This is a genomic window from Mangrovihabitans endophyticus (genome assembly GCF_014646155.1).
Taxonomy (GTDB): domain Bacteria; phylum Actinomycetota; class Actinomycetes; order Mycobacteriales; family Micromonosporaceae; genus Actinoplanes; species Actinoplanes endophyticus.
Map to the genome: position 1 here is coordinate 16,146 of NZ_BMMX01000004.1, position 24,735 is coordinate 40,880.

The 24,735-nt window shown below is 72.0% G+C and carries 22 protein-coding genes and 1 riboswitch; of the genes, 14 read left to right on the forward strand and 8 right to left on the reverse strand.

Going from position 1 to position 24,735, the window contains the following annotated elements:
• Positions 1-8: 8 nt before the first annotated feature.
• The gene (locus IEY73_RS07705; protein WP_189078408.1) at positions 9-1,214 is read right to left on the reverse strand and encodes a DUF4032 domain-containing protein; all 1,206 of its coding nucleotides are present in this window, start codon (positions 1,212-1,214) and stop codon (positions 9-11) included.
• Positions 1,215-1,318: 104 nt separating this feature from the next.
• On the opposite strand from IEY73_RS07705, the gene IEY73_RS34065 reads away from it, so the two are divergent.
• Both IEY73_RS34065 and IEY73_RS07710 read left to right on the forward strand, forming a co-directional pair.
• Positions 1,319-1,450, forward strand: coding sequence for a hypothetical protein (locus tag IEY73_RS34065; RefSeq protein WP_268240419.1), 132 nt, complete (start codon positions 1,319-1,321; stop codon positions 1,448-1,450).
• A gap of 10 nt (positions 1,451-1,460) precedes the next feature.
• Positions 1,461-2,162, forward strand: coding sequence for a phosphatase PAP2 family protein (locus IEY73_RS07710; RefSeq protein WP_229715656.1), 702 nt, complete (start codon positions 1,461-1,463; stop codon positions 2,160-2,162).
• A gap of 28 nt (positions 2,163-2,190) precedes the next feature.
• On the opposite strand, the gene nagA is transcribed toward IEY73_RS07710, so the two are convergent.
• Genes nagA through IEY73_RS07725 form a run of 3 tightly spaced genes read right to left on the reverse strand, consistent with a single transcriptional unit; the run spans position 2,191 to position 5,122 of the window.
• Positions 2,191-3,288: an N-acetylglucosamine-6-phosphate deacetylase gene (gene nagA, locus IEY73_RS07715; protein ID WP_189078410.1), complete on the reverse strand. Its 1,098-nt coding sequence runs from the start codon at positions 3,286-3,288 to the stop codon at positions 2,191-2,193.
• Positions 3,285-4,211, reverse strand: coding sequence for an ROK family protein (locus IEY73_RS07720; RefSeq protein WP_268240420.1), 927 nt, complete (start codon positions 4,209-4,211; stop codon positions 3,285-3,287). Before IEY73_RS07720 ends, nagA begins: the two co-directional genes overlap by 4 nt.
• Complete coding sequence (locus IEY73_RS07725) at positions 4,208-5,122, reverse strand: SIS domain-containing protein (RefSeq protein ID WP_189078411.1); 915 nt, start codon at positions 5,120-5,122, stop codon at positions 4,208-4,210. Before IEY73_RS07725 ends, IEY73_RS07720 begins: the two co-directional genes overlap by 4 nt.
• A 225-nt stretch (positions 5,123-5,347) precedes the next feature.
• On the opposite strand from IEY73_RS07725, the gene IEY73_RS07730 reads away from it, so the two are divergent.
• Both IEY73_RS07730 and IEY73_RS07735 read left to right on the forward strand, forming a co-directional pair.
• A complete protein-coding gene (locus tag IEY73_RS07730) occupies positions 5,348-6,133 on the forward strand; it encodes a DeoR/GlpR family DNA-binding transcription regulator (RefSeq protein WP_189078412.1) in 786 nt (261 codons plus the stop codon).
• A gap of 141 nt (positions 6,134-6,274) precedes the next feature.
• Positions 6,275-6,640, forward strand: a complete 366-nt coding sequence (locus tag IEY73_RS07735) for a DUF3263 domain-containing protein (RefSeq protein WP_189078413.1) — start codon at positions 6,275-6,277, stop codon at positions 6,638-6,640.
• Between the two features lie 82 nt (positions 6,641-6,722).
• Here the strand turns inward: IEY73_RS07735 and IEY73_RS07740 are convergent, their stop codons facing one another.
• Positions 6,723-8,951, reverse strand: a complete 2,229-nt coding sequence (locus IEY73_RS07740) for an AAA family ATPase (RefSeq protein WP_229715657.1) — start codon at positions 8,949-8,951, stop codon at positions 6,723-6,725.
• A 127-nt stretch (positions 8,952-9,078) separates the two neighbouring features.
• On the opposite strand from IEY73_RS07740, the gene IEY73_RS07745 reads away from it, so the two are divergent.
• The 5 genes from IEY73_RS07745 (at position 9,079) to thrC (ending at position 15,989) form a co-directional block, all read left to right on the forward strand.
• Complete coding sequence (locus IEY73_RS07745; protein ID WP_189078415.1) at positions 9,079-9,825, forward strand: hypothetical protein; 747 nt, start codon at positions 9,079-9,081, stop codon at positions 9,823-9,825.
• Positions 9,826-9,899: 74 nt separating this feature from the next.
• Positions 9,900-12,641, forward strand: coding sequence for an alpha/beta fold hydrolase (locus IEY73_RS07750; protein WP_189078416.1), 2,742 nt, complete (start codon positions 9,900-9,902; stop codon positions 12,639-12,641).
• Positions 12,638-13,501, forward strand: coding sequence for an ABC transporter permease (locus tag IEY73_RS07755; protein WP_189078417.1), 864 nt, complete (start codon positions 12,638-12,640; stop codon positions 13,499-13,501). Before IEY73_RS07750 ends, IEY73_RS07755 begins: the two co-directional genes overlap by 4 nt.
• Positions 13,502-13,557: 56 nt before the next feature.
• On the forward strand, positions 13,558-14,463 hold the full coding sequence (locus tag IEY73_RS07760; RefSeq protein ID WP_189078418.1) for a GNAT family N-acetyltransferase: 906 nt from the start codon (positions 13,558-13,560) through the stop codon (positions 14,461-14,463).
• 82 nt (positions 14,464-14,545) lie between these two features.
• A riboswitch (SAM riboswitch) is annotated at positions 14,546-14,682 on the forward strand.
• Between the two features lie 11 nt (positions 14,683-14,693).
• A complete protein-coding gene (thrC, locus tag IEY73_RS07765; protein ID WP_189078419.1) occupies positions 14,694-15,989 on the forward strand; it encodes a threonine synthase in 1,296 nt (431 codons plus the stop codon).
• Positions 15,990-16,212: 223 nt separating this feature from the next.
• On the opposite strand, the gene IEY73_RS07770 is transcribed toward thrC, so the two are convergent.
• The gene (locus tag IEY73_RS07770) at positions 16,213-16,677 is read right to left on the reverse strand and encodes a hypothetical protein (RefSeq protein ID WP_189078420.1); all 465 of its coding nucleotides are present in this window, start codon (positions 16,675-16,677) and stop codon (positions 16,213-16,215) included.
• Positions 16,677-17,204 (reverse strand): GNAT family N-acetyltransferase, encoded by a 528-nt coding sequence (locus IEY73_RS07775; protein WP_189078421.1) that lies wholly within the window; start codon positions 17,202-17,204, stop codon positions 16,677-16,679. The genes IEY73_RS07770 and IEY73_RS07775 overlap by 1 nt, the downstream gene beginning before the upstream one ends.
• Before the next feature lie 345 nt (positions 17,205-17,549).
• On the opposite strand from IEY73_RS07775, the gene groL reads away from it, so the two are divergent.
• Positions 17,550-19,172 carry a chaperonin GroEL gene (gene groL / locus IEY73_RS07780; protein WP_189078422.1) on the forward strand — a complete coding sequence of 541 codons (1,623 nt, stop codon included), beginning with the start codon at positions 17,550-17,552 and terminating at the stop codon, positions 19,170-19,172.
• An 81-nt stretch (positions 19,173-19,253) separates the two neighbouring features.
• Here the strand turns inward: groL and IEY73_RS07785 are convergent, their stop codons facing one another.
• On the reverse strand, positions 19,254-20,519 hold the full coding sequence (locus tag IEY73_RS07785) for an MFS transporter (RefSeq protein WP_229715658.1): 1,266 nt from the start codon (positions 20,517-20,519) through the stop codon (positions 19,254-19,256).
• Positions 20,520-20,544: 25 nt separating this feature from the next.
• Here IEY73_RS07785 and IEY73_RS07790 point away from each other — a divergent pair, with 25 nt between their 5' ends.
• The 4 genes from IEY73_RS07790 to IEY73_RS33440 form a co-directional block, all read left to right on the forward strand.
• A complete protein-coding gene (locus IEY73_RS07790) occupies positions 20,545-21,429 on the forward strand; it encodes a winged helix-turn-helix transcriptional regulator (protein WP_189078423.1) in 885 nt (294 codons plus the stop codon).
• Complete coding sequence (locus tag IEY73_RS07795; RefSeq protein ID WP_189078424.1) at positions 21,422-23,209, forward strand: glycerol-3-phosphate dehydrogenase/oxidase; 1,788 nt, start codon at positions 21,422-21,424, stop codon at positions 23,207-23,209. The genes IEY73_RS07790 and IEY73_RS07795 overlap by 8 nt, the downstream gene beginning before the upstream one ends.
• Before the next feature lie 33 nt (positions 23,210-23,242).
• Entirely contained in the window at positions 23,243-24,463 is a 1,221-nt protein-coding gene (locus tag IEY73_RS07800; RefSeq protein WP_189078425.1) for an FUSC family protein, read from the forward strand.
• 74 nt (positions 24,464-24,537) lie between these two features.
• Positions 24,538-24,735, forward strand: a 198-nt coding sequence (locus IEY73_RS33440) for a hypothetical protein (RefSeq protein WP_229715659.1), incomplete at its 3' end; no start/stop codon positions are given.

Sequence of the window (24,735 nt, forward strand, 5' to 3'; positions counted from 1 at the left end):
GACGGGGGTTACAGGTGGGACGCCTCGACGCCCAGCACGGCCTGCTCGTCCGGCTTGTGGGCGAGCACGTCGGTCAGATACGACTGCACCGCCGGTCCCATCCCGACGTCGCGCCCGGCCTGCTCGGACAGCAGCCACTTGTGCTGAATGATCTGCGAGAAGATCTCCTGCGGCTCCAGCTTGCGGCGCAGGTGCGCGGGCACCGCGCGGACCACCGGCTCGAACACCTCGGTCAGCCAGCGGTGCGCGGCCTGCTGCTCGTCGGTCAGATCGCTCTCCGCCCGGTACGTGTCCAGGTCGTTGAGCAACTGCCGAGCCTGGTTCTCCTCGGCGTCCAAGCCGGTGAGGCGCAACAGCCGGCGCGTGTGGTACCCGGCGTCGACGACCTTGGGTCGCACCCGATATCCGCCGTCCATGGTGGACATGTCGACCTCGGCCACGTCGAAACCCATGTCGTTGAGCCGCCGGATGCGGCCCTCAATGTCGTGCCGGGCGTCGCGGGAGACCTGCTGCTCGTAGGTGACCTCATGCCACAGCCGCTCGTAGCGCGCCACGATGTCGTCGACCACGGCCTCCGGGTCGATCGCTTCGTGCAGCAGCTCGGCGGCCTGCAGGTCCAGGCACTCGCCGAAGATGTTCAGCCGCAGGATCTCGATGTCCTCGCTGCGCTGGCCCTCGGACAGCTTCGGGTACAGGTTGCCGGTCTCGGCGTCCACCAGGTAGGCGGCGAAGGCGCCCGCGTCGCGGCGGAACAGCGTGTTGGACAGCGAGCAGTCACCCCAGCTAAAACCGGTGAGATGCATCCGCACGATCAGCACCGCCAGCGCGTCCAGTAACCGGTTCATCGTGTTCGGTCGCAGCACGTGTGAGAACAGTGCGCGGTACGGCAGGGAGAATTGCAGATGCCGGGTGATCAGCACGGTCTCCAGCGGCTCGCCGGTGTCGCTGGTGCGGTCGGTGACGATGGCCACCGCTTCCACCGCCGGGAAGTCGATGCGTTCCAGCGCGCGGAGTAGGTCGTACTCCTTCTCCGCGATCCGCTCGCGGGTCTCCTTCAGCGCGTAGACCGTGTCGTTGAGCTTGACGAACCGGACGATGTGCCGCGAGATGCCCTGGGGCAGGGCGACCAGATGATCAGCCGGCCATTCCTCCAGCGGAACGCTCCACGGCAGGTCCAGCAGCGCCGGGTCGATGAGGGCGGACGTGATGCGCACCGACCCAGTGTGCCTGGTCGTCGAGGCGCGTCGCTGTCATAGCCGTCTCGTTGGACAGCTTGTTCCTTATGTACGCCTATGCGAATGAGCCGACCGGGAGTGGCATGCGACGTGGAGTGTGGATGACGGCGGCGGCGTGCGTCGCCCTGGTGCTGGCGGTGGCGACCGGAGCCCTGATCTGGCGGCACGACGACAGCGGCCGGGCGGTCGTGGGCACCTGGCACGACGGCCGGTAGCGTGATCCCCGTGCGTCCTCGCAGTTGGTGGCCCGACCTCGGCCTGCTCGCCGGATTCGTCGTGCTGACCGTGACGGTGGCCACCGGCCATCTGCTGACGCTGGACGCGGCGGTCGCCGACTGGGCGGACGCGCACCGCCCCGCCCCGCTCTACTGGATCGCGCGCGTGCTCAACTATCTGGGCCAGGGCGGTCAGGTGCTGATGCCGCTGGCCCTCGTGCTGGTCGGCCTGGTCACCTGGCGGCGCCGGTCGATCCGGCCGCTGATCGTGTTCGCCGCCGCCTTCGTCATCACGTACGTGACCATCGGTCCGCTGAAGATCTGGTTCCAGCGGGCCGCGCCGCACTTTACCGGGCCGGACCGGACGGTGCTGTTCAACGACGCGGCCCTCGGGAACGAGGGCGTCAGCTATCCCTCCGGGCATGTCGCCAACGCGCTGGTCTGGTACGGCGTGATCGCCCTGCTGCTGGGTGCCCTGACCGGCGGCCTGTCCGCGACGGCGGTGGCCGCCCTGCGCATCGTTCCGCCCGTCGTGGTCTTCTGCACCACGACGTATCTCAGCTTCCACTGGATCACCGACTCGGTGGCCGGCCTGCTGCTCGGGCTGGTCCTGACCCGTCTGATGGCCCGGGTGCCGTGGGACTCCATCCGGCTGCCCCCGGTGCGCGACGGCTGGACCCGGCCGGCCGAGCTCAGCGCGTCCAGCAGCTAACCTGACGTCCCGCCCTCGATCGGGGACGTCAGATCCAGGCGCCGCGGCGCATCACGCGCTTGACCGACAGGTCCGGGCCGAGCACGACCAGGTCAGCGCGCAGACCGGCCTCGATCGCGCCCACCTGACCGCGCAGGCCGAGCGCGCGGGCCGGCGTGGTCGCCGCCATCGCCGCCGCGTCCTCCAGCGGGATGCCCGCGCCCACCGCATTGCGCAGCGCCGCGTCCATGGTCAGCGTGCTCCCGGCGATCGAGCCGTCCCGGGTCAGCCGGGCCACTCGATCGGTCACCTCGACCCCCTGGCCACCGAGGTCGTACCGGCCGTCGGGCATGCCGGCGGCGTCCATCGCGTCGGTCACCAGGGCGCTCCGGTCCGGGCCGGCCGCGCGAGCCGCGAACCGGAGCATGCCGGGATGCAGGTGAATGCCGTCGGCGATCAGCTCGCAGAGCACCGGAGCGGAATCCAGCAACGCGATCACCGGGCCGGGCTCGCGGTGGTGCGGCGGGCGCATCCCGTTGAACAGGTGGGTGCCGACGGTGGCGCCCGCGGCTACCCCGGCCAGGGTCTGCTCGTACGTGGCGTCGGTGTGCCCGAGCGCGGCGAGCACCCCGGAACGGGTGAGCTGCTCCACCGCCGCCAGCGCCCCGGGCAGTTCGGGGGCGAGCGTCACCATGCGCAGGGTGCCCGCCGACAGGTCGATCAGCTCGGTGAGTTCGTCCGGTGCCGGGTCGCGCAGGAACTCCGGGTTCTGGGCGCCGCAGCGGGTGTGCGAGAGGTACGGGCCTTCGTAGTGCACGCCGGCCAGCACGCCCTCGGACACCAGCGGCACGTACGCCCGTGTGGCGTCACGCATCAACGCGTACGGGGAGCTCACCAGGCTGGCCAGCACGGTGGTGGTGCCGTGGCGCAGATGGAAGTCCGCCGCGGCACGGGCCTGATCGGGGTCGCCGGTGGTGAACCGATGGCCGCCCCCGCCGTGGCAGTGCAGGTCGACGAAGCCCGGAAGCACGAAGTCCGCGCTGTCGGCCGGGCCGGCGGTGACCGCGGCGATGGTCGGACCGTCCACGTCCACGTGCCCTTCGATCACCGTCCCCGGCCGGACGATGCGTCCGCTGACGCGGGTCATGACAGCGAGTCCAACGCGAGCAAGGCGGCCCCCAGGCATCCGGCGGTGTCTCCCAGCGTGGCCCGGACCAGGCGCGGCACCCGATGGAAGGTGATCCGCCGGTCCAACGCGGCGCGCAGCGGGGCGAGCAGGGCCTCGCCCGCCTCGGCCAGTCCACCGCCGAGCACCACCATGCCGGCGTCGTAGAGCGCCTGCGCGGTGAGCAGACCCTCGGCCAGCGCTTCCACCGAGTCCCGCCAGACCGCGGCGGCCAGCGGCTCCCCGGCGGCGGAACGCGCCGCCACATCGTAGGCGGTGGCGTCGGCGACGCCGGAGACCTCGGCGTACCGGCGGCCGATGGCGGACGCCGATGCGATCGCCTCCAGGCAACCGTGGGCGCCGCAGCCACAGGCCGGGCCGGCGGGACGGATGACGATGTGGCCGACCTCCCCGGCCGCGCCGTGCGCCCCGGCGAACGCGCGGCCGTCCACCACGTGCGCGGCCGCGATCCCGGTCCCGATCGCGATGAACAGCACCTGCCGCTGATCACGCCCGGCACCCAGGCGTGCCTCCGCGATGCCGCCCACGCGTACGTCGTGTCCGAGGGCCGCGGGCAGGCCGAGGTGGTCGGCGACCAGATCGCGCAGCGGCGTGTCGCGGAAGCCGACGTTGGACGACCAGACGGCGATGCCGTTCTCCTCGTCGACCACGCCGGGCACGGCGATGCCGGCCGCGACCGGGCGGAGGCCGTCGGCCCGTGCTCGGTCGGCGAGCCCGGCGGCCACGTCCAGGATGGTGCCGGTGACCGCCTCTGGACCGCGCGCTGCCCGGGTCGGATGCCGCTCGGTGTGGTGCACGGTGCCGTCCGGGCGCACCAGGGCGCACTTCATGCCGGTGCCGCCGATGTCCAGGGCGACGACGACCGGGTCGCAGGGCGACGTCACGCGAGGAGGACCGAGCGGGTCAGGTTGCGCGGATGGTCCGGGTCCAGGCCCTGCGCGGTAGCGAGCCGGACCGCGAACCGCTGCGCGATGATCAGGTCGGCCATCGGGTCCAGCGGGCGCCGGCCGCCGCACCAGTTGCCCAGCGCCGCGTATCCGCCGTGGTGGCGGCTGTGCACGAACTGGGCCCCGGTGGCTTCCACATCGTCGGTCAGCCCCGGCGGCACTTCGCCGAACGCCCAGACCACGCGGCGCGGGCCGGCGATCGAGATGGGACCGTGCCGGTAGTCCATGGCCGGGTACGCCTCGGCCCAGAACATCGCGGCCTCACGGCACTTCAGCGCGGCCTCTTCGGCCAGGCCCACGGTCCAGCCCCGGCCCAGGAAGGTGATCTGCTCGACGCCGGCGTCCAGCGGCAGCGGCATCCGCACGGCCACTTCGGCGTCGCAGGCGAGCGGTCCGACCTGCTCGCCGAGGTGTGCCCGGAGCAGGGCCAAGGCGCTTGTCGCGAACCGGGTCTGCACCACCGACTGCTCATCGGCGAAGTCGAGCACCACCGCGTCGGTGGCGATGCCCGCCGCGGGCTGCGCCGGGTCCGCGGTGAGCGCGGTAGTCGGACAGGACAGCTCGGTCATCAGGTCGAGCACTTCGGTGGTGGTCCCGGATCGGGTGATCGCGACGACCCGGTCGTACGCGCGGGCGGCCGGGAACTCGGATGCCTGGAACGCGTCGGTCTCGCCCTGGCCGGCCCGCTCCCGTAGGGCGGCGTACGCCTTCGCCATGAACCAGGACGTGCCGCATCCCACCACGGCGACCCGCTCGCCCGGCGCGGGCAGGCCGGGCGCTCCGGCCAGTTCCGCGGCACGGGTCCAGCACTCGGGTTGGCTCGCGATCTCGGCCTGGACGTGGGTCATCGCTCGTTCCTTCTCGCCGCTGGCGATGCCCCCGCACCGGCAGGACCCGGGCCGAGGCGCGCTGCGCGGACGCGCTTGATTCCATGATCTTCCGCGCATCATTCTGCGCGGAGGCCCCCCGCGGTGCAATCAACTCGTCGTATCTGCGCAGTGACGAGCTTTGCTTAAGCCGATTTTGCGCACTAATGTGCACTCTCTGAACACTGAACGAGCAAGGGGGAGTCGGTGGACCGATACGCGCGGTGGAACGCTCTCCTGGAACTGCTCACCGACAGTGGTCGCGTCAGCGTGGAGGACGCCGCTCGTCGGTTGGACGTCTCCCAGGCCACCATTCGGCGGGACTTCGACCAGCTCGCCCAGCAGCAGATGATCACCCGGACTCGTGGCGGCGCGGTCGCCAGCGGTGTCTCCTATGATCTGCCGCTGCGCTACAAGACCGCCAAGCATTCGGCGGAGAAGCAGCGCATCGGCGAGGCGGCGGCCCGGCTGGTCAGTCCGGGCACCGTGGTCGGGCTCAACGGCGGCACCACGATGACCGAGGTGGCCCGCGCGCTCGCGGTCCGCCCGGACCTGAACGCCAGCGGCGAAGGCGCCCAGTTGACCGTGGTGACCAATGCGCTCAACATCGCCAACGAGCTGCTGGTCCGCTCCCGGATGAAGATCGTCGTGGCCGGAGGTGTGGTGCGACCGCAGTCCTTCGAACTGGTCGGGCCGCTGGGTGGGGCGCTGCTCAAGGAGGTCACCCTGGACACCGTGCTGCTCGGCGTCGACGCGCTGGACGTCGAGCTGGGCGCGGCCGCCCATCACGAGGGTGAGGCCGCGATGAACAGCCTGATGGTGGCCCGCGCGAAGCGCGTCGTGGTAATCGCCGACTCGTCCAAACTGGGCGGACATGCCTTCGCTCGGATCTGTCCGATCGGCAAGATCGAGGTGTTGGTGACCGATTCGGGAGCGGCGCCGGGCGAGGTGACCGCCCTGCGTGAGGCGGGCGTCCAGGTCATCTGCGCCTGACCCGGTGACGTCCTTCTGGGGGTGACTGCCCAACAACGTGGCGTGATGTGCTTATCACTTGTTGTAGTTTCGGGCCGTGCGCGCGGAATCGTCGGCGACGAATATGCTGTGCGTGCACTCCGCACCCGACCCTGGAGCGCCATGTCATCCGCCAAGCCGTCGCACCCCGGGCAGCCGCATGCCGGGCCGTCGCATGCCGGGCAGCCGCACCGCGAGCCGTCCGATCAGGAGATCGCCGCGTCGGACGGTGCCGCACCGGTCGTGCCCGCGCAGCGCTCCGGCCTCACCGATCGTGATCAGCAGATCCTGGCGTTCGAGAGCAAATGGTGGAAGCACGCCGGGTCCAAGGAGCAGGCCATCCGCGACGCGTTCGGCGTCTCGTCGACCCGGTACTACCAGTTGCTGAATGCGCTGCTGGACAATCCGGCGGCTCTGGAACGCGAGCCGGTGCTGGTCGGCCGGCTGCGTCGGCTGCGCTCCACCCGGGCGCGGTCCCGCCGGCGCTGAGCCGGGCCGGTCCCGCCGGCGCTGAGCCGGGCCGGTCCCGCCGGCGCTGAGCCGGGCCGGTCCCCGTCCGGCGGGCCGGGGATCAGGCCGGCTGGTGCGTTTCGGCGTACGCCTCCAGCCAGGCCACCTGGGCCGGGTCCAGCGACGCCCGTACGCGTTGCCGAGCGTTCTCCACGTTCGCCGCGGTGACCGTCGCGGCCTCCAGCGATTCGCGCATCGCGGCCAGCGCCGACTCGCGGATCAGCGCGGCGCAGTCGGCCGCGGAGAATCCGATCAGCCCGGCGCCCAGCTCGTCCAGGTCCACGGCGTCGTCCAGCGGCACCGACGTGGCCGCCGCCCGCAGGATGGCCGCGCGGGCCTGCTCGTCCGGCGGCGGCACATAGACCAGCCGTTCCAGCCGACCCGGACGCAGCAGCGCGGGATCGATCAGGTCGGGCCGGTTCGTCGCGCCGACGACCACCACATTGCGCAGATCCTCGACCCCGTCGAGCTCGGTGAGCAGCGCCGCCACCACGCGGTCGGCGGTGCCGCCGTCGGTGGCCTGACCCCGCGTCGGCGCCAGCGCGTCCACCTCGTCCAGGAAGACCAGGGTCGGCGCGGCCTCGCGGGCGCGGCGGAACAACTCGCGGACCGCGCGTTCGCTGTCGCCCACCCACTTACTCAGCAGCTCGGCGCCCTTCACCGCAAGCACGTTCGCCCGCCCGGTTCCGGCGATCGCCTTGACCAGGAAGGTCTTCCCGCACCCCGGCGGTCCGTAGAGCAGCACCCCGCGCGGCGGGGAGACACCCAGACGCGCGAACGTGTCCGGATAGGTCAGCGGCCACAGCACCGACTCGGTGAGCGTCTGCTTGACCTCGGCCATGTCGCCGACATCATCCAGAGTGACCTTGGCGACCTCCAGGGACGACTCGGCCATCGACGTCGGGCGGACCACGTCGAGCGCGGCCGTGAAGTCGGCCATGGTCACGCTGGGCGCGTTCGCCTCCTTCTGCCGCAAGGCGGCCCGCACCCCGGCCTCGCGGGCGAGGGCGCCGAGGTCGGCGGCCACGAAACCGGGCGTACGCCCGGCCACCTCGTCCAACCGCACATCCTCGGCGAGCGGCATCCCCCGGGTGAGCACCACCAACTGCTCGCGGCGCATCGCGGCGTCCGGCAACGGCACCGCGAGCTGGACCGACAACAGCTCGGGGGAGCGCAGACCGGGATCCACCGACTCGGGCCGGCTGGTGGTGCAGACCACCGCCGCGCCGGACCGCACCGCCTCCGCGAGCATCTGCCGGAACACCGTGGCCAGCGGACCCGGCTCGGCACGCGGAGCCAGCGCCTCGACGTCGGAGATCAGCAGGACGGTCGGTGTGCTGCCGCCCAGCCTCGCGATCGCCTCACGCAGCCGGCCGGCCGCCGCGTCGTTGGCCAGCGCGGCCAGCTCCGGCGCCCACAGCGGCACCACGGTGGCACCCACCCCGGCCGCGACGGCGCGGACCAGGGCCGCCTTGCCGGACCCGGCCGGGCCGGTGATCAGCACGCCGAGGGACATCGTGGTGCCCAGCCGGCCCAGCACCTCACGATGGTGGAATCCGAGGTCCAGCAGCTCGGTGAGCTCCTGGGCCTGGGCGCGCAGACCGGGCAGGTCGTCGATGCTGGGCGGCGGGGTCTCCGGATCGCTGGACGCGGGCGCGTCGCCGCGGGTGGCCGGGGGACCCGCGGCGTCGTGTGCCTGCGCGCCGGACCGGGCCGACTGCGCGCCGCCCTGCCAGCCGACCACGGTGTCCATGGTGACCAGCGCGGCGTCGGCGTCCTCGACGCCGACCACCGACAGCAGCGTGCTGGTCCACAGGTAGCCGACGCGGTTGGCGATGCTGCGCCGGGCCGCCTCGACCAGCGAGCGATGATCCGCGGCGGGCAGCACGTCCTGCGGCAGCAACGACACGTCGTCGCCGGTGGTGACCACCTTGCCGAGCAACGCCAGGCGCAACATCTCCGGCGACACGTTCGCCACGATCTCCGACGGCCCGGTCAGCGTCACGCGCCGGGCCTCGACCACCGGGATCGGCGTGACGGTGACTTGACCGCCGTCGCGCATGCCCAGATTGCCGATGATCAAATCGTCCGCGTAGAGCAGCGCTTTGCTGGCGCCCGGCTCGGCGCGGGCGGCGATGCCCGCGGTCGACCGGGCGCCGGTGAGCCGCAGCGGGTCGCCCGGGTTGACCGCCATCGCGGCCATCACCTCCGGGTGCAGGCGGACGATGCCGCGCCGGGCGTCGAGGGCCGCGGGCCGCTGGGTGACGGTCAGCGTCAGATCGTCTGGCACCGGGGGAGCCCTTTCGCCGGTACGGGGTTGGGAAACGTACTGATCGGAAACGGTACTGGTCGGGAGCCAGGCCGGTGCGCGGTGCCGACTAATGTCGTATCGAGCATCGTGGGTGGAGGTGCAACGGATGAGGCATCGTTCGACGATTCTGCTGCTCGCTGCGGTCATGGCGGCGGCCGTGGCCGGGTGCGGCAAGGACGACTCGTCCGAGGCGGCGCAGTCGCCACCCGGCACCGCGCCCGGGCCGTCCGCGGCGGGACCGTCGGCGTCCGCGCCGGGTCGGCCGCCCGATTCGGCCGGTCCCGCGCCCGCGGTGACCAGTCCGGGTGCGACCGCACCCGGTGGCGCACGGCCCGGCGGGGTGGCGCCGGTCGACTCGGGGCGGCCGGGCGAGCCGGGCAAGCCCGGCGGACCGGCGACCGGAGGTGGGGGTCGGCCGGGCACCAGCGCGAACACCCTCACCGCCGCGGGCATCGGCCCATACCGCATCGGCGTCGCACAGCGCGACCTCTACGCCGCCGGCATGCTGACCAAGGTGTCGGTCTCCGCGGGCGGATGCACCACCGGCACCGGCGCGAAGAAATACCACTCGCCCGCGCTGACCTTCCGGGACGGGCGGCTGCAGCGGTTGCGGATCACCGACAAGGCGGCGGTGACTCCGGCGGGCGCGCGCGTCGGCACCGGGCTGGCGAGCGTGCGGAAGATGTACCCGAACGGCAAGCAACTCGCCGACTGGGTGGGCGCCCCCGCCTGGCTGGCCGCGGAGGGTCCGAACGCGTTGCTGTTCGTGCTGACCGACGACAAGGTGTCGGCGATCGAAGCGGGGGCGGTCGAGCCGGTGCAATTCGGCTTCACCGACAACCAGCGCTGCTGAGACGATTCGGCCGCGCCCGGGTGATGCGGACGGTTCACAGCTCGGCCTCAGCGACGCGCGGATAGCGTGAAGACATGCCAGCACTGCCGGCGCGGCTGCGTCGTGTCCTGCCCCGCGTCACCCGCCGCCGGATCCTCGCCGCCTCGGCGGTGGTGCTGCTCCTGGCCGTCGTGGTGGGCGTCGCCGTGTGGCCGGACCGGCCCGCCTGGACCAGCACCGACGCGCGCATCACCGTGCGTACCGGCCCGGACGACACCGACCGGGTCGACCTGTCCACCCGGTTCTACCTGCCGCGAGACCGGTCCGGGAAGGTGCCGGCCATCCTGCTCGCGCACGGCTTCGGCGGCACCATGGACTCGGTGCGCGACGACGCCGAAGACCTCGCGGCCCGTGGGTACGCCGTGCTCACCTGGACCGCGCAGGGCTTCGGCACCAGCACCGGCCAGATCCACCTGGACAGTCCGGACTGGGAGGTCAAGGACGCGCAACGGCTGCTGGACTGGCTGGCGGCGCGGCCCGAGGTGCGTACCGACGCGGACGGTGACCCGCGCGTGGGGGTGATCGGTGGCTCGTACGGCGGAGCGCTGGCCCTCCTGCTCGCCGCCCAGGACCGGCGCGTCGACGCGATCGTGCCGATGATCACCTGGAACGACCTGGCGAGATCGTTCCTGCCGCAGTCCGCCGACGTTGCCGCTACCGGGGTGTTCAAGAAGAGCTGGGCCGGCCTGTTCTTCGGCAGCACCGCGGCCGGGCCGGACCCCGCAGGCGGCAACCCCGCCTGCGGCCGGCTCGCGGCCGACGTCTGCTCTGCTTACCTGGCCACGGCCACCTCCGGCACGGCGGACGATGTCGCGCTGCGGCTCTTCCGTCGCTCCAGCCCGGCCGCGGTGCTGGACCGGATCTCCGCGCCCACGCTGCTGGTGCAGGGTGAGGTGGACACGCTGTTCCCGCTGTCCGAGGCGGATGCCAACGCCCGTGGCATCGCGGCCACCGGCACACCGGTGCGGGTGGCGTGGTACACCGGCGGCCACGATGGCGGCGACGGCCCGCAGACCGACCAGGACCGCATCCACTTCCTCATCGACCAGTGGTTCGGCCACTACCTCAAGGGCACCGGCGCGGCACCCGCCGACAGCTTCACCTATTCGCGGGTGGCCGGGTTCAGCGCGCTGGACCGAGGACTGGTCACCAACGCCTATTCGCGGCCGGCCTACCCGGGCCTGACCGGCACCGGGAGCGCCGCCGTCGCGGTGCGCGGGCCGGCGCAGGAGATCGCCAGCCCGCCGAACGGCAACCCCGGCGCGCTCTCCTCGCTGCCGGGCATCTCCAGCGGGCTCAGCGGGTTGCTCGACGGGGCGACCCGGGACGTGCCGGGTCAATTCGCCGCCTACCAGAGCGCGCCGCTGACCGCGGCGGTCGACGTCGCCGGTGCACCGGTGATCCGGCTGCGTGCCGCGTCCGCGACCGGCACCGCGACGCTGTTCGTCAAGCTGTACGACGTAGGCCCGGACGGCGCGGCGACGCTGAGTTCCGGGTTGGTCGCCCCGGTGCGGCTCACCGGTCTGCCGAGCGATCTCGGCGACGCGCAACCGGTCACCGTCACGCTGCCGGCGATCGTCCGGCGGCTCGATGCCGGACACACCGTACGGATCGTGGTGGCCACCTCCGACCAGGCATACTTCGCTCCGGCCCGGCCCGCGACCTACACCGTCGCCGTGGAGCCGCGGGTCACCCTGCCCACCGTGGTGGGCACGCCGATCGCCGACCCGCAGACCGTCTGGCGGTATGTGCTGGCGGCGGTGGTCGCCGCGATCCTGCTCGGCCTGCTGGTCACCCTGCTGGTGCGCGGTCGGCGGCTGCGGCGGCGCGAGCACCGGGCGTTGCCCGAGTACGCGGACACGCCGCTGGTGGTGCGGGGGCTCCGCAAGGCGTACGCGGACGGGTTCGTGGCGGTCGAAGAGATCGGCTTCACCGTCGAGCGCGGGCAGGTGGTCGGGTTGCTCGGCCCCAACGGCGCCGGAAAGACCACCACGCTGCGGGTTCTGATGGGGCTGACCATGCCCACCGCGGGTGACGCGCTGGTCTTCGGGCATCGGCTGGAACCCGGTTCTCCGGTGTTGTCCCGGGTCGGGGCGCTCGTCGAAGGTCCCGGTTTCCTGCCGCACCTCAGCGGATACGAGAACCTTCGGGCGTACTGGCGTGCCACCGGCCGCCCGGAGAGCGACGCGCGATTCGCCGAGGCGCTGGAGATCGCCGGGCTGGGTGACTCGGTGCATCGGCGCACCAAGAACTACAGCCACGGCATGCGGCAGCGCCTGGCCATCGCCCAGGCCATGCTCGGCATGCCCGAACTGCTGGTGTTGGACGAGCCGACGGACGGGCTGGACCCGCCGCAGATCGCCGAGATGCGCCGGGTGCTGCGGCGCTATGCCACCGACGGCCGCGCGGTGCTGGTGTCCAGCCATCTGCTGGCCGAGGTGGAGCAGACCTGCACGCACGCGGTGGTGGTGAACAAGGGGCGCATCGTCGCGTCCGGGCCGGTCGAGGAGATCGTCGGCGAGTCGCCGTCGGTGACCATCGAGGTGTCCGACGTGCCGGAGGCGTCGCGCGTGCTGTCCGGCCTGGACGTCCGCTCGGTGACCCCGGAGGGGCCCAGCTCGCTGGTGGTGGACATGAACGGCACACCGCGCGCCGACGTGGTGGCCTCCCTGGTGCGGGCCGGGGTGGGCGTCGACCGGGTGGTTCCCCGGCGCCGCCTGGAGGACGCGTTCCTGGCGCTGGTCGGCGACAACTCACGGGGGAGCGGGGACCGATGACCACATCCGCAACGCACGGCTATCGTCCGTCCGCCACCCTGCCGATCCGGGCGGAGATCCGCCGGCAGGCGTCGCGGCGGCGCACCCAACTCGCCCTCGGCTTCATGATCCTGCTGCCGTTGATCGTGCTGCTCGCCTTCGAGTTCGGGGGCGGCTCGAACGACAACGACCGTCGTGGCGCCGAGGCGTTCGGCAGCCTTGTCGACTTGGCCACCTCCGGCGGCTTGAACTTCGCGCTGTTCTGCCTCGCCGTCTCGGCCGGGTTCCTGCTCGTCGTGGTGGTCGCGTTGTTCTGTGGCGACACGGTGGCCAGCGAGGCGAGCTGGGGGAGCCTGCGCTATCTCCTGGCCGCGCCGGTGCCGCGGGTGCGCCTGCTCGGGGTGAAGCTGGTGGTGGCGCTGGCGTATTCGTTGTTCGCGCTGGTGCTGTTGGCCGGCGCCGCGTTGCTGCTGGGCACGGTGCGCTACGGCTGGGCGCCGCTGAGCAGCACCGTCGCCGCGCAGATCCCGGCCGGTCAGGGCGTGCTGCGCCTGCTGGGCATTCTCGGCTATCTGGCGGTGACCCTGCTGGTGGTGGCCGGCCTGGCGTTCCTGCTGTCCGTGCTGACCGACGCGGCGCTGGGCGCGGTGGGCGGTGCGGTGCTGCTCTGGATCCTGTCCAGCATCCTGGACCAGATCACCGCCCTCGGCGGGCTGCGCGACATCCTGCCCACCCACTACAGCCAGGCGTGGCTGGGACTGCTGTCGACTCCGGCGCAGACCGACGACGTGGTGAAGGGGGCGATCTCCGCGGTGGTCTACGCGGCGGTGTTCTGGGCGCTGGCGTTCTGGCGGTTCACCCGCAAGGACATCACGTCGTAAATGTGGCGTCCGCCAGGCCCGTACCCAAATCCCTTACCGCTTGGAAGAATTCTCCGGTGGCGAACTTCCGCATCCGTCAGGCGCACGCGGACGACGCGCCCGCGGTGGTCGCGTTGCGCTCACGCGTCTACCCGTACCTCGTGCGCGGCGTGGCCTCGACCCGGCGCATGATCTCCATTCCGCTGCCCCGCGAGGATCGTGCGACATTCGTGGCGGAGACCGAGGGGGAGGTAGTGGGCTGGGTTTCCGCCTACCGCAACCTGCGGGCGGCCCAACCGGACATCGGGCAGATCTCCCTCCTCCACGTGCATCCCGAGCATCGCCGCCGGGGCATCGGTGACGCCCTGTTGTCGGCCTCCGCCGGTCACCTGCGCGCGGTGGGCATCCGGCGGGCGGCGGCCACCACCACCGTGGAAGCCCTCGGTTTCGCCGAACGCTACGGCTTCCGTCCGGTACGCGAACTGCGGTACGCGCGCCTCGACCTGAGCTTGATGCGGGCCGGGCCGCCGGTGGTGCCGGAGGGTCTGCGCCTGGTCCCGCTGCATGACGTCGACGAGCGTGCCCTCTACGAGGCGGACGTCGCCGCCGCCTCCGACGAGCCCGGCGACGTCGCGGCGGCGCCCGCGCCGTTCGAGCTCTGGCGGCACGACGTCTGGGCGGACGACGAGCTGGACCGGGACGCCAGCACGGCCGTCATGGCGGGATCGGAAGTGGTGTCGTTCGCACTGCTCACCCGTGACGGGGACCGCGCGTGGTCGGACATGACGGCCACCGTTCCCGCCCGGCGGCGCCGTGGTCTGGCCCGCCTGGCGAAGGCCGCATCGCTGCGGCATGCCGCAGCCGGGGGTGTCCGCGCGGCCTACACCGGCAACGACGAATCCAACGCCGCCATGGTGGCGGTCAACGCGGGACTCGGATACCGCGTGGTGGCGACGCAGGTGTCCGGGATGGCCGCGCTCTGATGCGGCGGGACATCGCTCACACCTTGGGATCGCGCGGTTACGCCGACGAAATCACCGCGTAAGCTGTCTCCAACAACTGCATACCTCATCCAGAGGGGCTGAGGGATACGGCCCGACGACGCCCCGGCAACCACCGCGCTTGACTCGATGACGAGGCCAGCGCGCGGCAGGTGCTAATTCCGTCCCCGCTCGCCGTCCGGCGCCGGGGGAAGATGAGAGGAAGGCCTCACATGACGTCGGCGATCGACGCCCCCACCTCCACCACCGCACCGGTCCGCACCAGCCCCGCACGGGCTCTGGTCTGTCGCGGCTGTGGTGCCGAATACCCCCTCGCCGCCCAACACGCCTGCTTCGAGTGTTTCGGCCCGCTGGAGGTCGCGTACGACCCGGCGGCGCTGGCCCAGGTGACCCGCGCCCAGATCGAGGCGGGCCCGCGGAACATCTGGCGGTACGCGGGCCTGCTGCCGGCCGGTCAGGACGCCGCCGCCCGTGTCACGCTCGATCCCGGGTTCACCCCGTTGGTCGCCGCTCCGGCCCTGGCGGCCGAGCTCGGCATCACCGCGCCGGTGCACGTCAAGGACGACTCGGCCAACCCGACGCACTCGTTCAAGGACCGCGTGGTGTCGGTGGCGCTGACCGCTGCGCGTGGGCTGGGCTTCACCCGGTTCGCCTGCGCGTCCACCGGCAACCTGGCGAACTCGGTGGCGGCGCACGCGGCCCGCGCCGGTGTGCCGTCGATCGTGTTCATCCCCGGTGACCTGGAGCAGGGCAAGATCGTCACCACCGCGGTCTACGGCGGGGAACTCGTCGCGATCGACGGATCGTACGACGACGTGAACCGGTTGTGTGGCGAGTTGGTGGAGACCGACGAGTTCGAGGACACCGCGTTCGTCAACGTGAACGTGCGCCCGTTCTACGCGGAGGGTTCCAAGACGCTGGGCTATGAGGTGGCCGAGCAACTGGGCTGGCGCATCCCGTCCCAGGTGGTCATCCCGATGGCGTCCGGCGAGTTGCTGACCAAGGTGGACAAGGCGTTCTCGGAGCTGGTGGAGATCGGCCTGGTGGATGCCCCGGCGGACGGCTGGACGGTGTTCGGCGCGCAGTCCGCGGGCTGCAATCCGATCGCGACGGCGCTGCACCAGGGGACCGACACGATCACCCCGGTGAAGCCGACCGGCATCGCCAAGTCGCTCAACATCGGTGACCCGGCGGCGGGCGCGTACGCGATCGAGGCGGTCCGGCGCACCGGTGGCTGGATGGACTACGCCGACGACGAGGAGATCCGCGCCGGGATCCGGTTGCTGGCCCGCACCACAGGCGTGTTCGCCGAGACCGCCGGCGGGGTGACCGTGGCGGTGCTGAAGAAGCTGGTGGACGCCGGGAAACTGGACCCGGCGAAGGAGACCGTGGTCTTCAACACCGGCGAGGGGCTCAAGACGCTGGACGCGGTGGCCGGCCAGGTCGGACCCACGCATCGGATCAAGCCGTCGTTGCGCGGCGTGCGAGACGCCGGCCTGCTCGGATGACTCTCCGTAGTCGGCTATCGGACGAGGAGTCGAAGATTACCCCGCTCAGCCCTTGCGTTCGGATCACGCTCTCGGCAGGATGCTCTCTGCGGGGGGACGTGACGCCGTACGCGGCCCCATAAATCGAGCTTGGTGACAATCTCCGTTGGGGCCCAACGACCCGGTGCCGGAGGCGCTGTGCGTTCGTCCTCTCGACCAACTTGATCGACAAGCCCGTTCCGGTTCAACTGCCGGGGCGGGCTCGTCGCTGTCCGGGTGAGCGAGCCACCCGTGCCATCCACGGACGCAGCGGCTTCTCGACATAACCGCCGCCGGCCAGTCCGGCGCGCCGCTCGAAAGTGTTCCGCGCGCCGTATGACCCGGTGAGCGCATAGGACCATCCGCAAGACGCCCAGTAGGCCGGCCAGAACAGCGGGCCCAGCGTGGCGTATTGCGCGGCGTGCCGGCTCTCATGGTGGAACAGCTCGGTGCGTCGTTCATCGAGCAGCCAGTCGGCGGTGCGACGGGTCAGAATCACCGAGCCGACGGTGAAGCAGGTCGCCGCCGGGACCCTCCGGGCATACCCCTCGGCGATCAGGACGCCGTCGCGTCCCCGCCGCACCGTGGCGCCGGACAGCCAGGCGAGCAGCAGGCCCGCGCCGGTCGTCCCGTTCACGGCGGTCAGCAGGGTGCGGGCCCGGGTGTGCATCAGGCTTTCCGCCGCATCTGCAGCTCGGTCAGCGCCGGGATCACCGGGTGGCGCACGCGCACGCCGGTATCGGTGAAGCCCAGCCGTTCGTACGCCCGGACGGCGCGGTCGTTGCCGACCACCACCTCCAGCATCAACTCGGTGCGGCCGTGCTCGCGGGACCACGCGGCGACCGTCTCGACCAGTTCCGCGAGCACCCCGGTGCCGCGATGGGCGGGCGTGATGTAGACCGCGAAGACCACCGTGACGCCCGGCTCCTCGGGCAACACGGTGCCGCCCGCGTGGCCGATCAGCGGGCCACCCGGGTCGGCGACGAACTGGGCCAGGCCGCCGCCGGCGGACGCCTGCGTGACGCGGCGGCGGAAATCCTCGTGCGGACGTGCCGCCGCCTGCGCGAGCGTCTCCAGGAAGGCCAGTGGGCTGTCCGCCAGCATTTCCAGGCGCAGGGCGCGCATCCGGGCCGCGTCGCCGGGCGTCACCCGGTGCACGGTGCCGGTGTGCCGGTTCGGGGCCAGGGTGGTGGTCATCGGGTTGCCAGGTTGGTGGTCATGCTGCCTGCCTACCCGCCCCCGGCGGGCCCGGCAACCGGGTTGCCGACTTCCGATGCGCACGGCGGCGATCGCCCGCCGCGCGGGTCGGTGGTGCGGGGGAGTTTGCTTGCACTCGCCCCGGGGGAGTGCTAAACAGGTCATTGGCACTCGCACTATGTGAGTGCCAGCAGGTCGGGACGGTGGGGTTCCGGTCGGGCGCCGCCATCGGTGACCCGGCACGGTGCCGGTCGTCGCGGGCTATCCGGCTCGGCCTGAGGACGTCGCATCGCCAGGTGGCGACGTCCGCAGAGATCCTGTGAAAGTCCAGGAGGACACAGCCGTATGGCCAAGATCATCGCATTCGACGAGGAAGCTCGTCGCGGCCTCGAGCGGGGCATGAACCAGCTCGCCGACGCCGTCAAGGTGACGCTCGGCCCCAAGGGCCGCAACGTCGTGCTCGAGAAGAAGTGGGGCGCGCCCACCATCACCAACGATGGTGTGTCGATCGCCAAGGAGATCGAGCTCGAGGACTCCTACGAGAAGATCGGCGCCGAGCTGGTCAAGGAGGTCGCGAAGAAGACCGACGACGTGGCCGGTGACGGCACGACGACGGCGACCGTCCTCGCCCAGGCGCTCGTTCGCGAGGGGCTGCGCAACGTGGCGGCCGGCGCGAACCCGATGGCCCTCAAGCGGGGCATCGAGGCCGCTGTGGCAAGCGTCTCGGAGAACCTCTCGCAGCTCGCGAAGGAGATCGAGACCAAGGAGCAGATCGCCTCCACCGCGTCCATCTCCGCCGGGGACAACTCGGTCGGCGAGATCATCGCCGAGGCGATGGACAAGGTCGGCAAGGAAGGCGTCATCACCGTCGAGGAGAGCAACACCTTCGGCCTGGAGCTGGAGCTCACCGAGGGTATGCGCTTCGACAAGGGCTACATCTCGGCGTACTTCATGACCGACGCCGAGCGGATGGAGGCCGTCTTCGACGACCCCTACATCCTGATCGCCAACAGCAAGATCTCCGCGGTCAAGGACCTGCTGCCCGTCCTCGAGAAGGTCATGCAGGGCGGCAAGCCGCTGATCATCATCGCCGAGGACGTCGAGGGCGAGGCCCTGGCGACCCTGGTGGTCAACAAGGTGCGCGGCACCTTCAAGTCCGTCGCCGTCAAGGCTCCGGGCTTCGGCGACCGCCGCAAGGCCATGCTGGAGGACATCGCCATCCTCACCGGTGGCGCGGTCATCAGCGAAGAGGTCGGCCTCAAGCTGGAGAACGCCGACCTGAGCCTGCTGGGCCAGGCCCGCAAGGTGGTCATCACCAAGGACGAGACGACCATCGTCGACGGTGCCGGCAACGCCGAGCAGATCCAGGGCCGGGTCAACCAGATCCGTGCCGAGATCGAGAAGTCGGACTCCGACTACGACCGCGAGAAGCTGCAGGAGCGTCTGGCCAAGCTGGCCGGCGGTGTTGCGGTCATCAAGGTCGGCGCGGCCACCGAGGTCGAGCTGAAGGAGCGCAAGCACCGCATCGAGGACGCCGTTCGCAACGCGAAGGCGGCCGTCGAGGAGGGCATCGTCCCCGGTGGTGGCGTCGCGCTCGTGCAGGCCGGCAAGACCGCGTTCGACAAGCTGGACCTGGTCGGCGACGAGGCCACCGGTGCGAACATCGTGAAGGTCGCGCTGGACGCTCCGCTGCGCCAGATCGCCGTGAACGCCGGCCTTGAGGGCGGCGTCGTGGTGGAGAAGGTGCGCAACCTGGAGACCAGCCACGGCCTGAACGCCGCCAACGGTGAGTACGTCGACCTGCTGGCCGCGGGCATCATCGACCCGGCCAAGGTCACCCGTTCGGCGCTGCAGAACGCCGCGTCGATCGCCGCGCTGTTCCTCACCACCGAGGCCGTCGTGGCGGACAAGCCGGAGAAGACCCCGGCCCCGGCCGGCGGTGCTCCGGGCGGAGACATGGACTTCTGAGTCCAGTCCCCATCAAGCACGATGAAGCGGGCCGCCCTCGGGCGGCCCGCTTTCGTCTCGGGCCGAGTTCACCGCCGTGGATTAGGCGTCCGTCGACGCGGTCGCCCGCCGCGGCGCGACATCCAGCGGAAGGTCCCGCAGCCCGCGCACCGGCGAGAGCAGCCAGGCCACGGGTGCACACACGGAGACGGCCGCAAAGAGGAACAGCGTCGTCCGCGCGCCGACCGCGCCGGCTAGGGCACCCGCGACGACGCCGCCGATCGGGATCGCACCCCAGGAGACGAACTTGATCGTGGCGATCACCCGGGAGAGCAGTTCGGGCGGGCTGGCGGTCTGCCGGTACGTCCGGTTGGTCACGCTGAGCACCACCACCGCCCCGGCGAAGATCAGCGTGCCGGCGCCGAACGCCAGGTAGGCGGTCGTGCCGCTGCCCGCCGGGAGCAGGAACGCCCCGCCCACCCCGACAAAGCCGGCGATCACCAGCCCCCGGGCGGTGCCGAAGCGGTCGGTGAATCGGGTGGTCAGCACCGCGCCGATCAGCGTGCCCAACCCGTCCGCGGCGAGCAGCGCGCCGACCAGTCCGGGCGGTGCGTGCAGCTCACGCACCAGGTAGTACGGGAAGAGGGCGTGCTGGGCGCCGCACACGAAGTTCACCGCCGTCGCGGCCCACATGCCCGGTCCGATGACCGGATGCCGGACCACGAAATGCCATCCCTGGCGAATCAGCTCGGCCATCGGCGGGCGGCCGGTGGACGGCTCGGCGCGGCGACTCGGCAGGGAACGCAGCAACGCGGCGGATGCGATGTAGCTCACCGCATCCACGAGCAGGGTCGGCACCGCCCCGAACGCCTGCACGGCGACGCCGCCCAGGGGCGGCCCGCCCAGTTGGGTGGCCGCGTGGGTGCCGGAATTGAGGCTGTTGCGGGCCTGCAACTGCGCGCGCGGCACGATGTGCGGCAGGAACGTCTGATTGGCCACGTCGAACAACACGTCGGCGAAGCCGATCACCAGCGCCACCGCCATCAGTTGTGCCACCGTCAGCGCGCCGAGCCACCAGGCGAGCGGCACCGACGTCACGGCCACGGCGCGGGTGAGGTCGGCGCCGACCTGTGTGCCGCGCAACGGCAGCCGCTGCACGACGACCCCGGCAGGCAGGCTGATCAGCAGGTATGCCAGGTAGCCCGCGGCGGAGATCAAGCCCATCTCGAACGCCGAGGCGTGCAGCACGGTGAGTGCGGTCAGCGGGAGCGCCACGGCGCCCACCGCCGACCCCAGTCCGCTGGTCGTGCCGGCCGTCCACCATCGCCAGAACACGCCCATCCGGCCCCCGTTCCCCGTGGGTTTCATTTTGGAACGGACTATAATCGGCGAGATGCGACGCGTCGACCCCGCCGATGCCGACTGCGGCATCGCCCAGGCGCTCGGCGTGCTCACCGACTTCTGGACGTTCCTCCTCATTCGGGACATCGCCGGGGGCGTGACCAGGTTCGACGCCCTGCAGCGCGAGCTGGGCGTCAGCCGGCGCGCCCTGGCCGAGCGGCTGTCCGCCCTGGTCGACCACGGGGTGTTGATCCGCAAGCCGTACAGCGACCGGCCGGTCCGGCACGATTACCTGCTCACCGCGAAGGGCGAGGGCGTGTTGCCGGTGCTCGTCGCGCTGCAGGAATTCGGCGACCGGCACGTGCTCGGCGACGGCACGCTGACCGGAGCCGCCACCGCGGCCGAGACCCGCCGCGCACACGCCATGATCGGCCGCCGCCTGCCCGATCCGTCACTTGTCGACTCGCCGACCGTGCTCTACTTCTTCCCCGGCGCCTTCGCGCCCTCGGCACCGGACTATCCGCCCGGCTGGGGGGACATCCCCGGGGCGCCCGGTTGCACCCTCGAATCCCTGACGTACGCCGCCCGGACGGCCGACTTCGAGGCCCTCGGCGTGGCGGTGCGCGGGGTCAGCACCCAGCGCCCCGACCAGTTGGCGGCCCTCGCCGCGCACGCCGCCCTGCCCTTTCCGTTGCTGTCCGACGCGGACGGGCGGCTGGCGGCCGGACTGCGTCTGCCCACCTTCCGGGCCGCCGGAGTGGATCGCTTCAAGCGGCTGTCGCTGCTGGTGGACCCGGACGCGACGATTCGCTCCGTGCAGTACCCGATCACCGACCCGGCCGGATCGGTGGCCGAAATGCTGGATCGGGCGCGCGCGTCGCGGAGCCGCTCCCGCGGCGGTGGGGCGGCCAGCGGCTACCGTGGGACGGGTGCGTGATTCCTCGGTCTCCCGGTTCGCGGCCGGTCGGCTCTCCCCGACCCGGCGCGCCACCGATCTGCGCCGACTGCGTGACGAGCAGTTCGACGTGCTCGTCGTGGGCGGCGGCGTCACCGGCGCGGGTGCCGCGCTGGACGCCGCCTCACGCGGCCTGAAGGTCGCCCTCGTGGAAGCCCGTGACCTCGCCGCGGGTACCTCCAGCCGATCGAGCAAGCTCATCCATGGCGGCTTGCGATATCTGGAACAGCTCGAACTGCATCTGGTCCATGAGGCGCTGACCGAGCGCGGCCTGCTGGCCACCCGGATCGCGCCGCACCTGGTGCGCCCGGTGCCCATCCTGGTGCCGTTGACCAGTGCCGCGCCTCCGGCACGGGTGTGGAACCGCGCGTACTACGGGCTGGGGGTGGCGGCGTACGACGCGTTCGCCGGCATCGTGGGCCACGGGCGTGGCATGCCGCTGCACCGGCACCTGACCCGTGGCGGCGCCCGGCATCTGTTCCCCAGCCTGCGCGCCGACAAGGTGGTGGGCGCCATCCGCTACTACGACGGGCAGGTGGACGACGCGCGTCTCGTGGTCAACCTGGCCGGCACCGCGGCCAGCCTCGGCGCGGCCGTGGTCACCAGCGCCCGCGTCACCGGCTTCGTCCGGGAGGCTCGCGAGGTCGTCGGCGTCCGGCTCCGCGATCTGGAGGCCCCCGGCGGGCCGGAGTTCGACGTCCGGGCGCGCACGGTCGTCGCCGCCACCGGAGTGTGGAGCGACGACATGTCGCAGATGCTCAGCGACGTCGGCGTGCGCCCCGGCATGCGGGTCCGCGCCTCCAAGGGCGTGCACCTCGTGGTGCCGCGGTCGGCGATCACCGGCGAAGCCGGCCTCATCCTGCGGACGCCCACCTCGGTGCTGTTCGTCATCCCCTGGGGCGGCCACTGGATCATCGGCACCACGGACACCGACTGGCAGCTCGACCGCGCGCATCCCTCCGCGTCCGCCCGGGACATCCGCTACCTGCTGGACCAGGTCAACACCGTGCTGGAGCGGCCGCTCACCACCGACGACATCCAGGGCGTGTACGCCGGATTGCGTCCCCTGCTGTCCGGCGAGGCCGACTCCACGTCGAAGCTGTCCCGCGAACACGCCGTGGTCGAGCCGATGCTCGGTCTGCTCCTGGTGGCGGGCGGCAAATACACCACCTACCGGGTGATGGCCGCGGACGTGATCGACCGGGCGGTGCGCCGGCTCGGCGGTGCGCACCTGCCCTCCCGCACCGACGAGCTGCCGCTGCTCGGCGCGGACGGATACGCCGCGGCGTGGCGGGAACGACAGGACATCGCGCGGCGGCACGGTGTCACCGCCGGCGTGGTCGAGCATCTGCTGGAGCGGTACGGCACGCTGGCGACCCATCTGCTGGCCATGGTTGCCGCCGATCCGACGCTGTCCGCCCCGCTGCCCGGCGCCCCGGAATATCTGGCCGCGGAGATCGCGTACGCGAGCCTGGCCGAGGGTGCGTTGCACCTGGACGACGTGCTCACCAGGCGTACCCGGATCTCGATCGAGACCGCGCACCGCGGCACCGAGACGGCCCGGCACGCGGCCGCGGTGATGGGCGACGCGCTGGGCTGGGACAAGGCGGTCCGCGAGCGGGAGGTCGAGCACTACCTGGCCAGGGTGGCCGCCGAGCGGGAGTCCCAGACCATGCCGGATGACCTGACCGCGGACGCCGCTCGCATCGGCGTACCTGACGTGCGTGGCTTCACCGGGAACCTGCTCGAAGCCGATCGATGAGGCAGTCCCGGCGCCTCCCGTAGGCTGATCGTCATGGCGGACGACGTCACCGGGCCGGACCAGGTCCAGCGCCGGGTCTCGGCCGCACTGGCCGGTCTGCGTGGCCGATCCGCCTCCGGGCTCACCGGTGCCCTCCGGCGCCTGCGCGGCGGCTTCATCCTCGCCCTGCAAGCCGGCGTCGCCGCGGCCCTGGCCTGGTATGTCTCGCACGACCTGATCGGGCGCCAGACCCCGTTCTTCGCGCCGATCGCTGCGGTCATCACCCTGGCGTCATCGGTGGGCCAGCGGTGGCGGCGGACCAGCGAGCTGGTCGTCGGGGTGGCCATCGGCATCGGCATCGGTGACTCGTTGATCCTGCTGATCGGCACCGGCCCGGCGCAGCTCGGACTCATCGTCGTGCTCGCCATCCTGGCTGCCACGGTGGTCGGCGGCGGGACCCCTCTGGTCGTGCAGTCGGCGTCGTCGGCGGTGCTGGTCGCCACCCTGACACCGGCCACCTCGCTGCCCTGGGCGCGCTTCCTGGACGCCCTGGTCGGGGGCGCGATCGGCCTGATCGTGATGACGTTGCTGCTGCCGCTCAACCCGCTGTCCGTGGTGCGACGCGCCGCCGAGCCCGCGCTCACCGCACTCACCGACGGTCTGCATCTGGTCGCCGACGGGCTGGATCAGGAAGACGAGGGCGTGGTCCGCAACGCCCTGGACGGGCTGCGGGCGGCCGAGACAACCTTCGCCGGGTTCGCGTCCGCGGTGGCCGCAGCGGAGGAGAACGTCGCCTTCGCCCCGGCGCGGTGGCGCAGCCGGGGTGCCCTGGCGCAGTACATGGACGGCGCCGACCATGTGGCGTATGCGCTGCGCAACGCGCGAGTGCTCACTCGGCGTGCGTTGACCGCCCTGGGCGACGACGAGACCGTGCCGCCCGTGCTGCCCGGCTCCATCCGGTTGTTGGGTGACGCCGTCACGCTGCTGAAGCAGGAGTGGGCCCGCGGGGTGGAACCCGAGGCCACGCGGGAGCGGGCGTTGCGCGCCGCGGCGGAATCCGGTCAGGCGTACGACGAGGGTGTCGGATTCTCCGGCGGCGTCGTCGTGGCGCAGGTGCGGTCGACCGCGACCGATCTGCTGCGCGCCACCGGGGTGGAGCACGCCGAGGCGCCCCGTCTGGTCCGCCGTGCGGTCGGCTGGCACGGCCGTCCCCGAGGCGGTCGCCCACCCACGGGTCGTTTCCGCCCCGGGGCCGGTCCCTCCCCGACCCGATGACTTGCCCTGGCATCGACCGGCTTCATCTCTCCTCTCCGCGGCCGGGGCGACGCGGGGGTGGCTAGGCTGACACCATGGCCGACGTGACACCGGGTGGTTCCGCGAATCAGCCCGACCACCCAGCATCCACCGCGACGTCGGCCCCGCCCGCGCCGTCAACGGAGGCAGCGCCTCCGGAACCGGCTCCGGACGCGGCGGCTCCGGACGCGGCGGCTCCGGACGCGGCGGCTCCGGACGCGGCGGCTCCGGACGCGGCGGCTCCGGACGCGGCG

Coding starts and splice junctions, on each gene's coding strand:
- IEY73_RS07735 (WP_189078413.1), top strand. CDS start 6,275: ATGTCATCCGCCAAGCCGTCGCACCCCGGGCAGCCGCATGCCGGGCCG.
- IEY73_RS07785 (WP_229715658.1), bottom strand. CDS start 20,519: ATGAAACCCACGGGGAACGGGGGCCGGATGGGCGTGTTCTGGCGATGG.
- IEY73_RS07770 (WP_189078420.1), bottom strand. CDS start 16,677: ATGCACACCCGGGCCCGCACCCTGCTGACCGCCGTGAACGGGACGACC.
- IEY73_RS34065 (WP_268240419.1), top strand. CDS start 1,319: ATGCGACGTGGAGTGTGGATGACGGCGGCGGCGTGCGTCGCCCTGGTG.
- IEY73_RS07755 (WP_189078417.1), top strand. CDS start 12,638: ATGACCACATCCGCAACGCACGGCTATCGTCCGTCCGCCACCCTGCCG.
- thrC (WP_189078419.1), top strand. CDS start 14,694: ATGACGTCGGCGATCGACGCCCCCACCTCCACCACCGCACCGGTCCGC.
- IEY73_RS07775 (WP_189078421.1), bottom strand. CDS start 17,204: ATGACCACCACCCTGGCCCCGAACCGGCACACCGGCACCGTGCACCGG.
- groL (WP_189078422.1), top strand. CDS start 17,550: ATGGCCAAGATCATCGCATTCGACGAGGAAGCTCGTCGCGGCCTCGAG.
- IEY73_RS07750 (WP_189078416.1), top strand. CDS start 9,900: ATGCCAGCACTGCCGGCGCGGCTGCGTCGTGTCCTGCCCCGCGTCACC.
- IEY73_RS07745 (WP_189078415.1), top strand. CDS start 9,079: ATGAGGCATCGTTCGACGATTCTGCTGCTCGCTGCGGTCATGGCGGCG.
- IEY73_RS07725 (WP_189078411.1), bottom strand. CDS start 5,122: ATGACCCACGTCCAGGCCGAGATCGCGAGCCAACCCGAGTGCTGGACC.
- IEY73_RS07800 (WP_189078425.1), top strand. CDS start 23,243: ATGGCGGACGACGTCACCGGGCCGGACCAGGTCCAGCGCCGGGTCTCG.
- nagA (WP_189078410.1), bottom strand. CDS start 3,288: ATGACCCGCGTCAGCGGACGCATCGTCCGGCCGGGGACGGTGATCGAA.
- IEY73_RS07790 (WP_189078423.1), top strand. CDS start 20,545: ATGCGACGCGTCGACCCCGCCGATGCCGACTGCGGCATCGCCCAGGCG.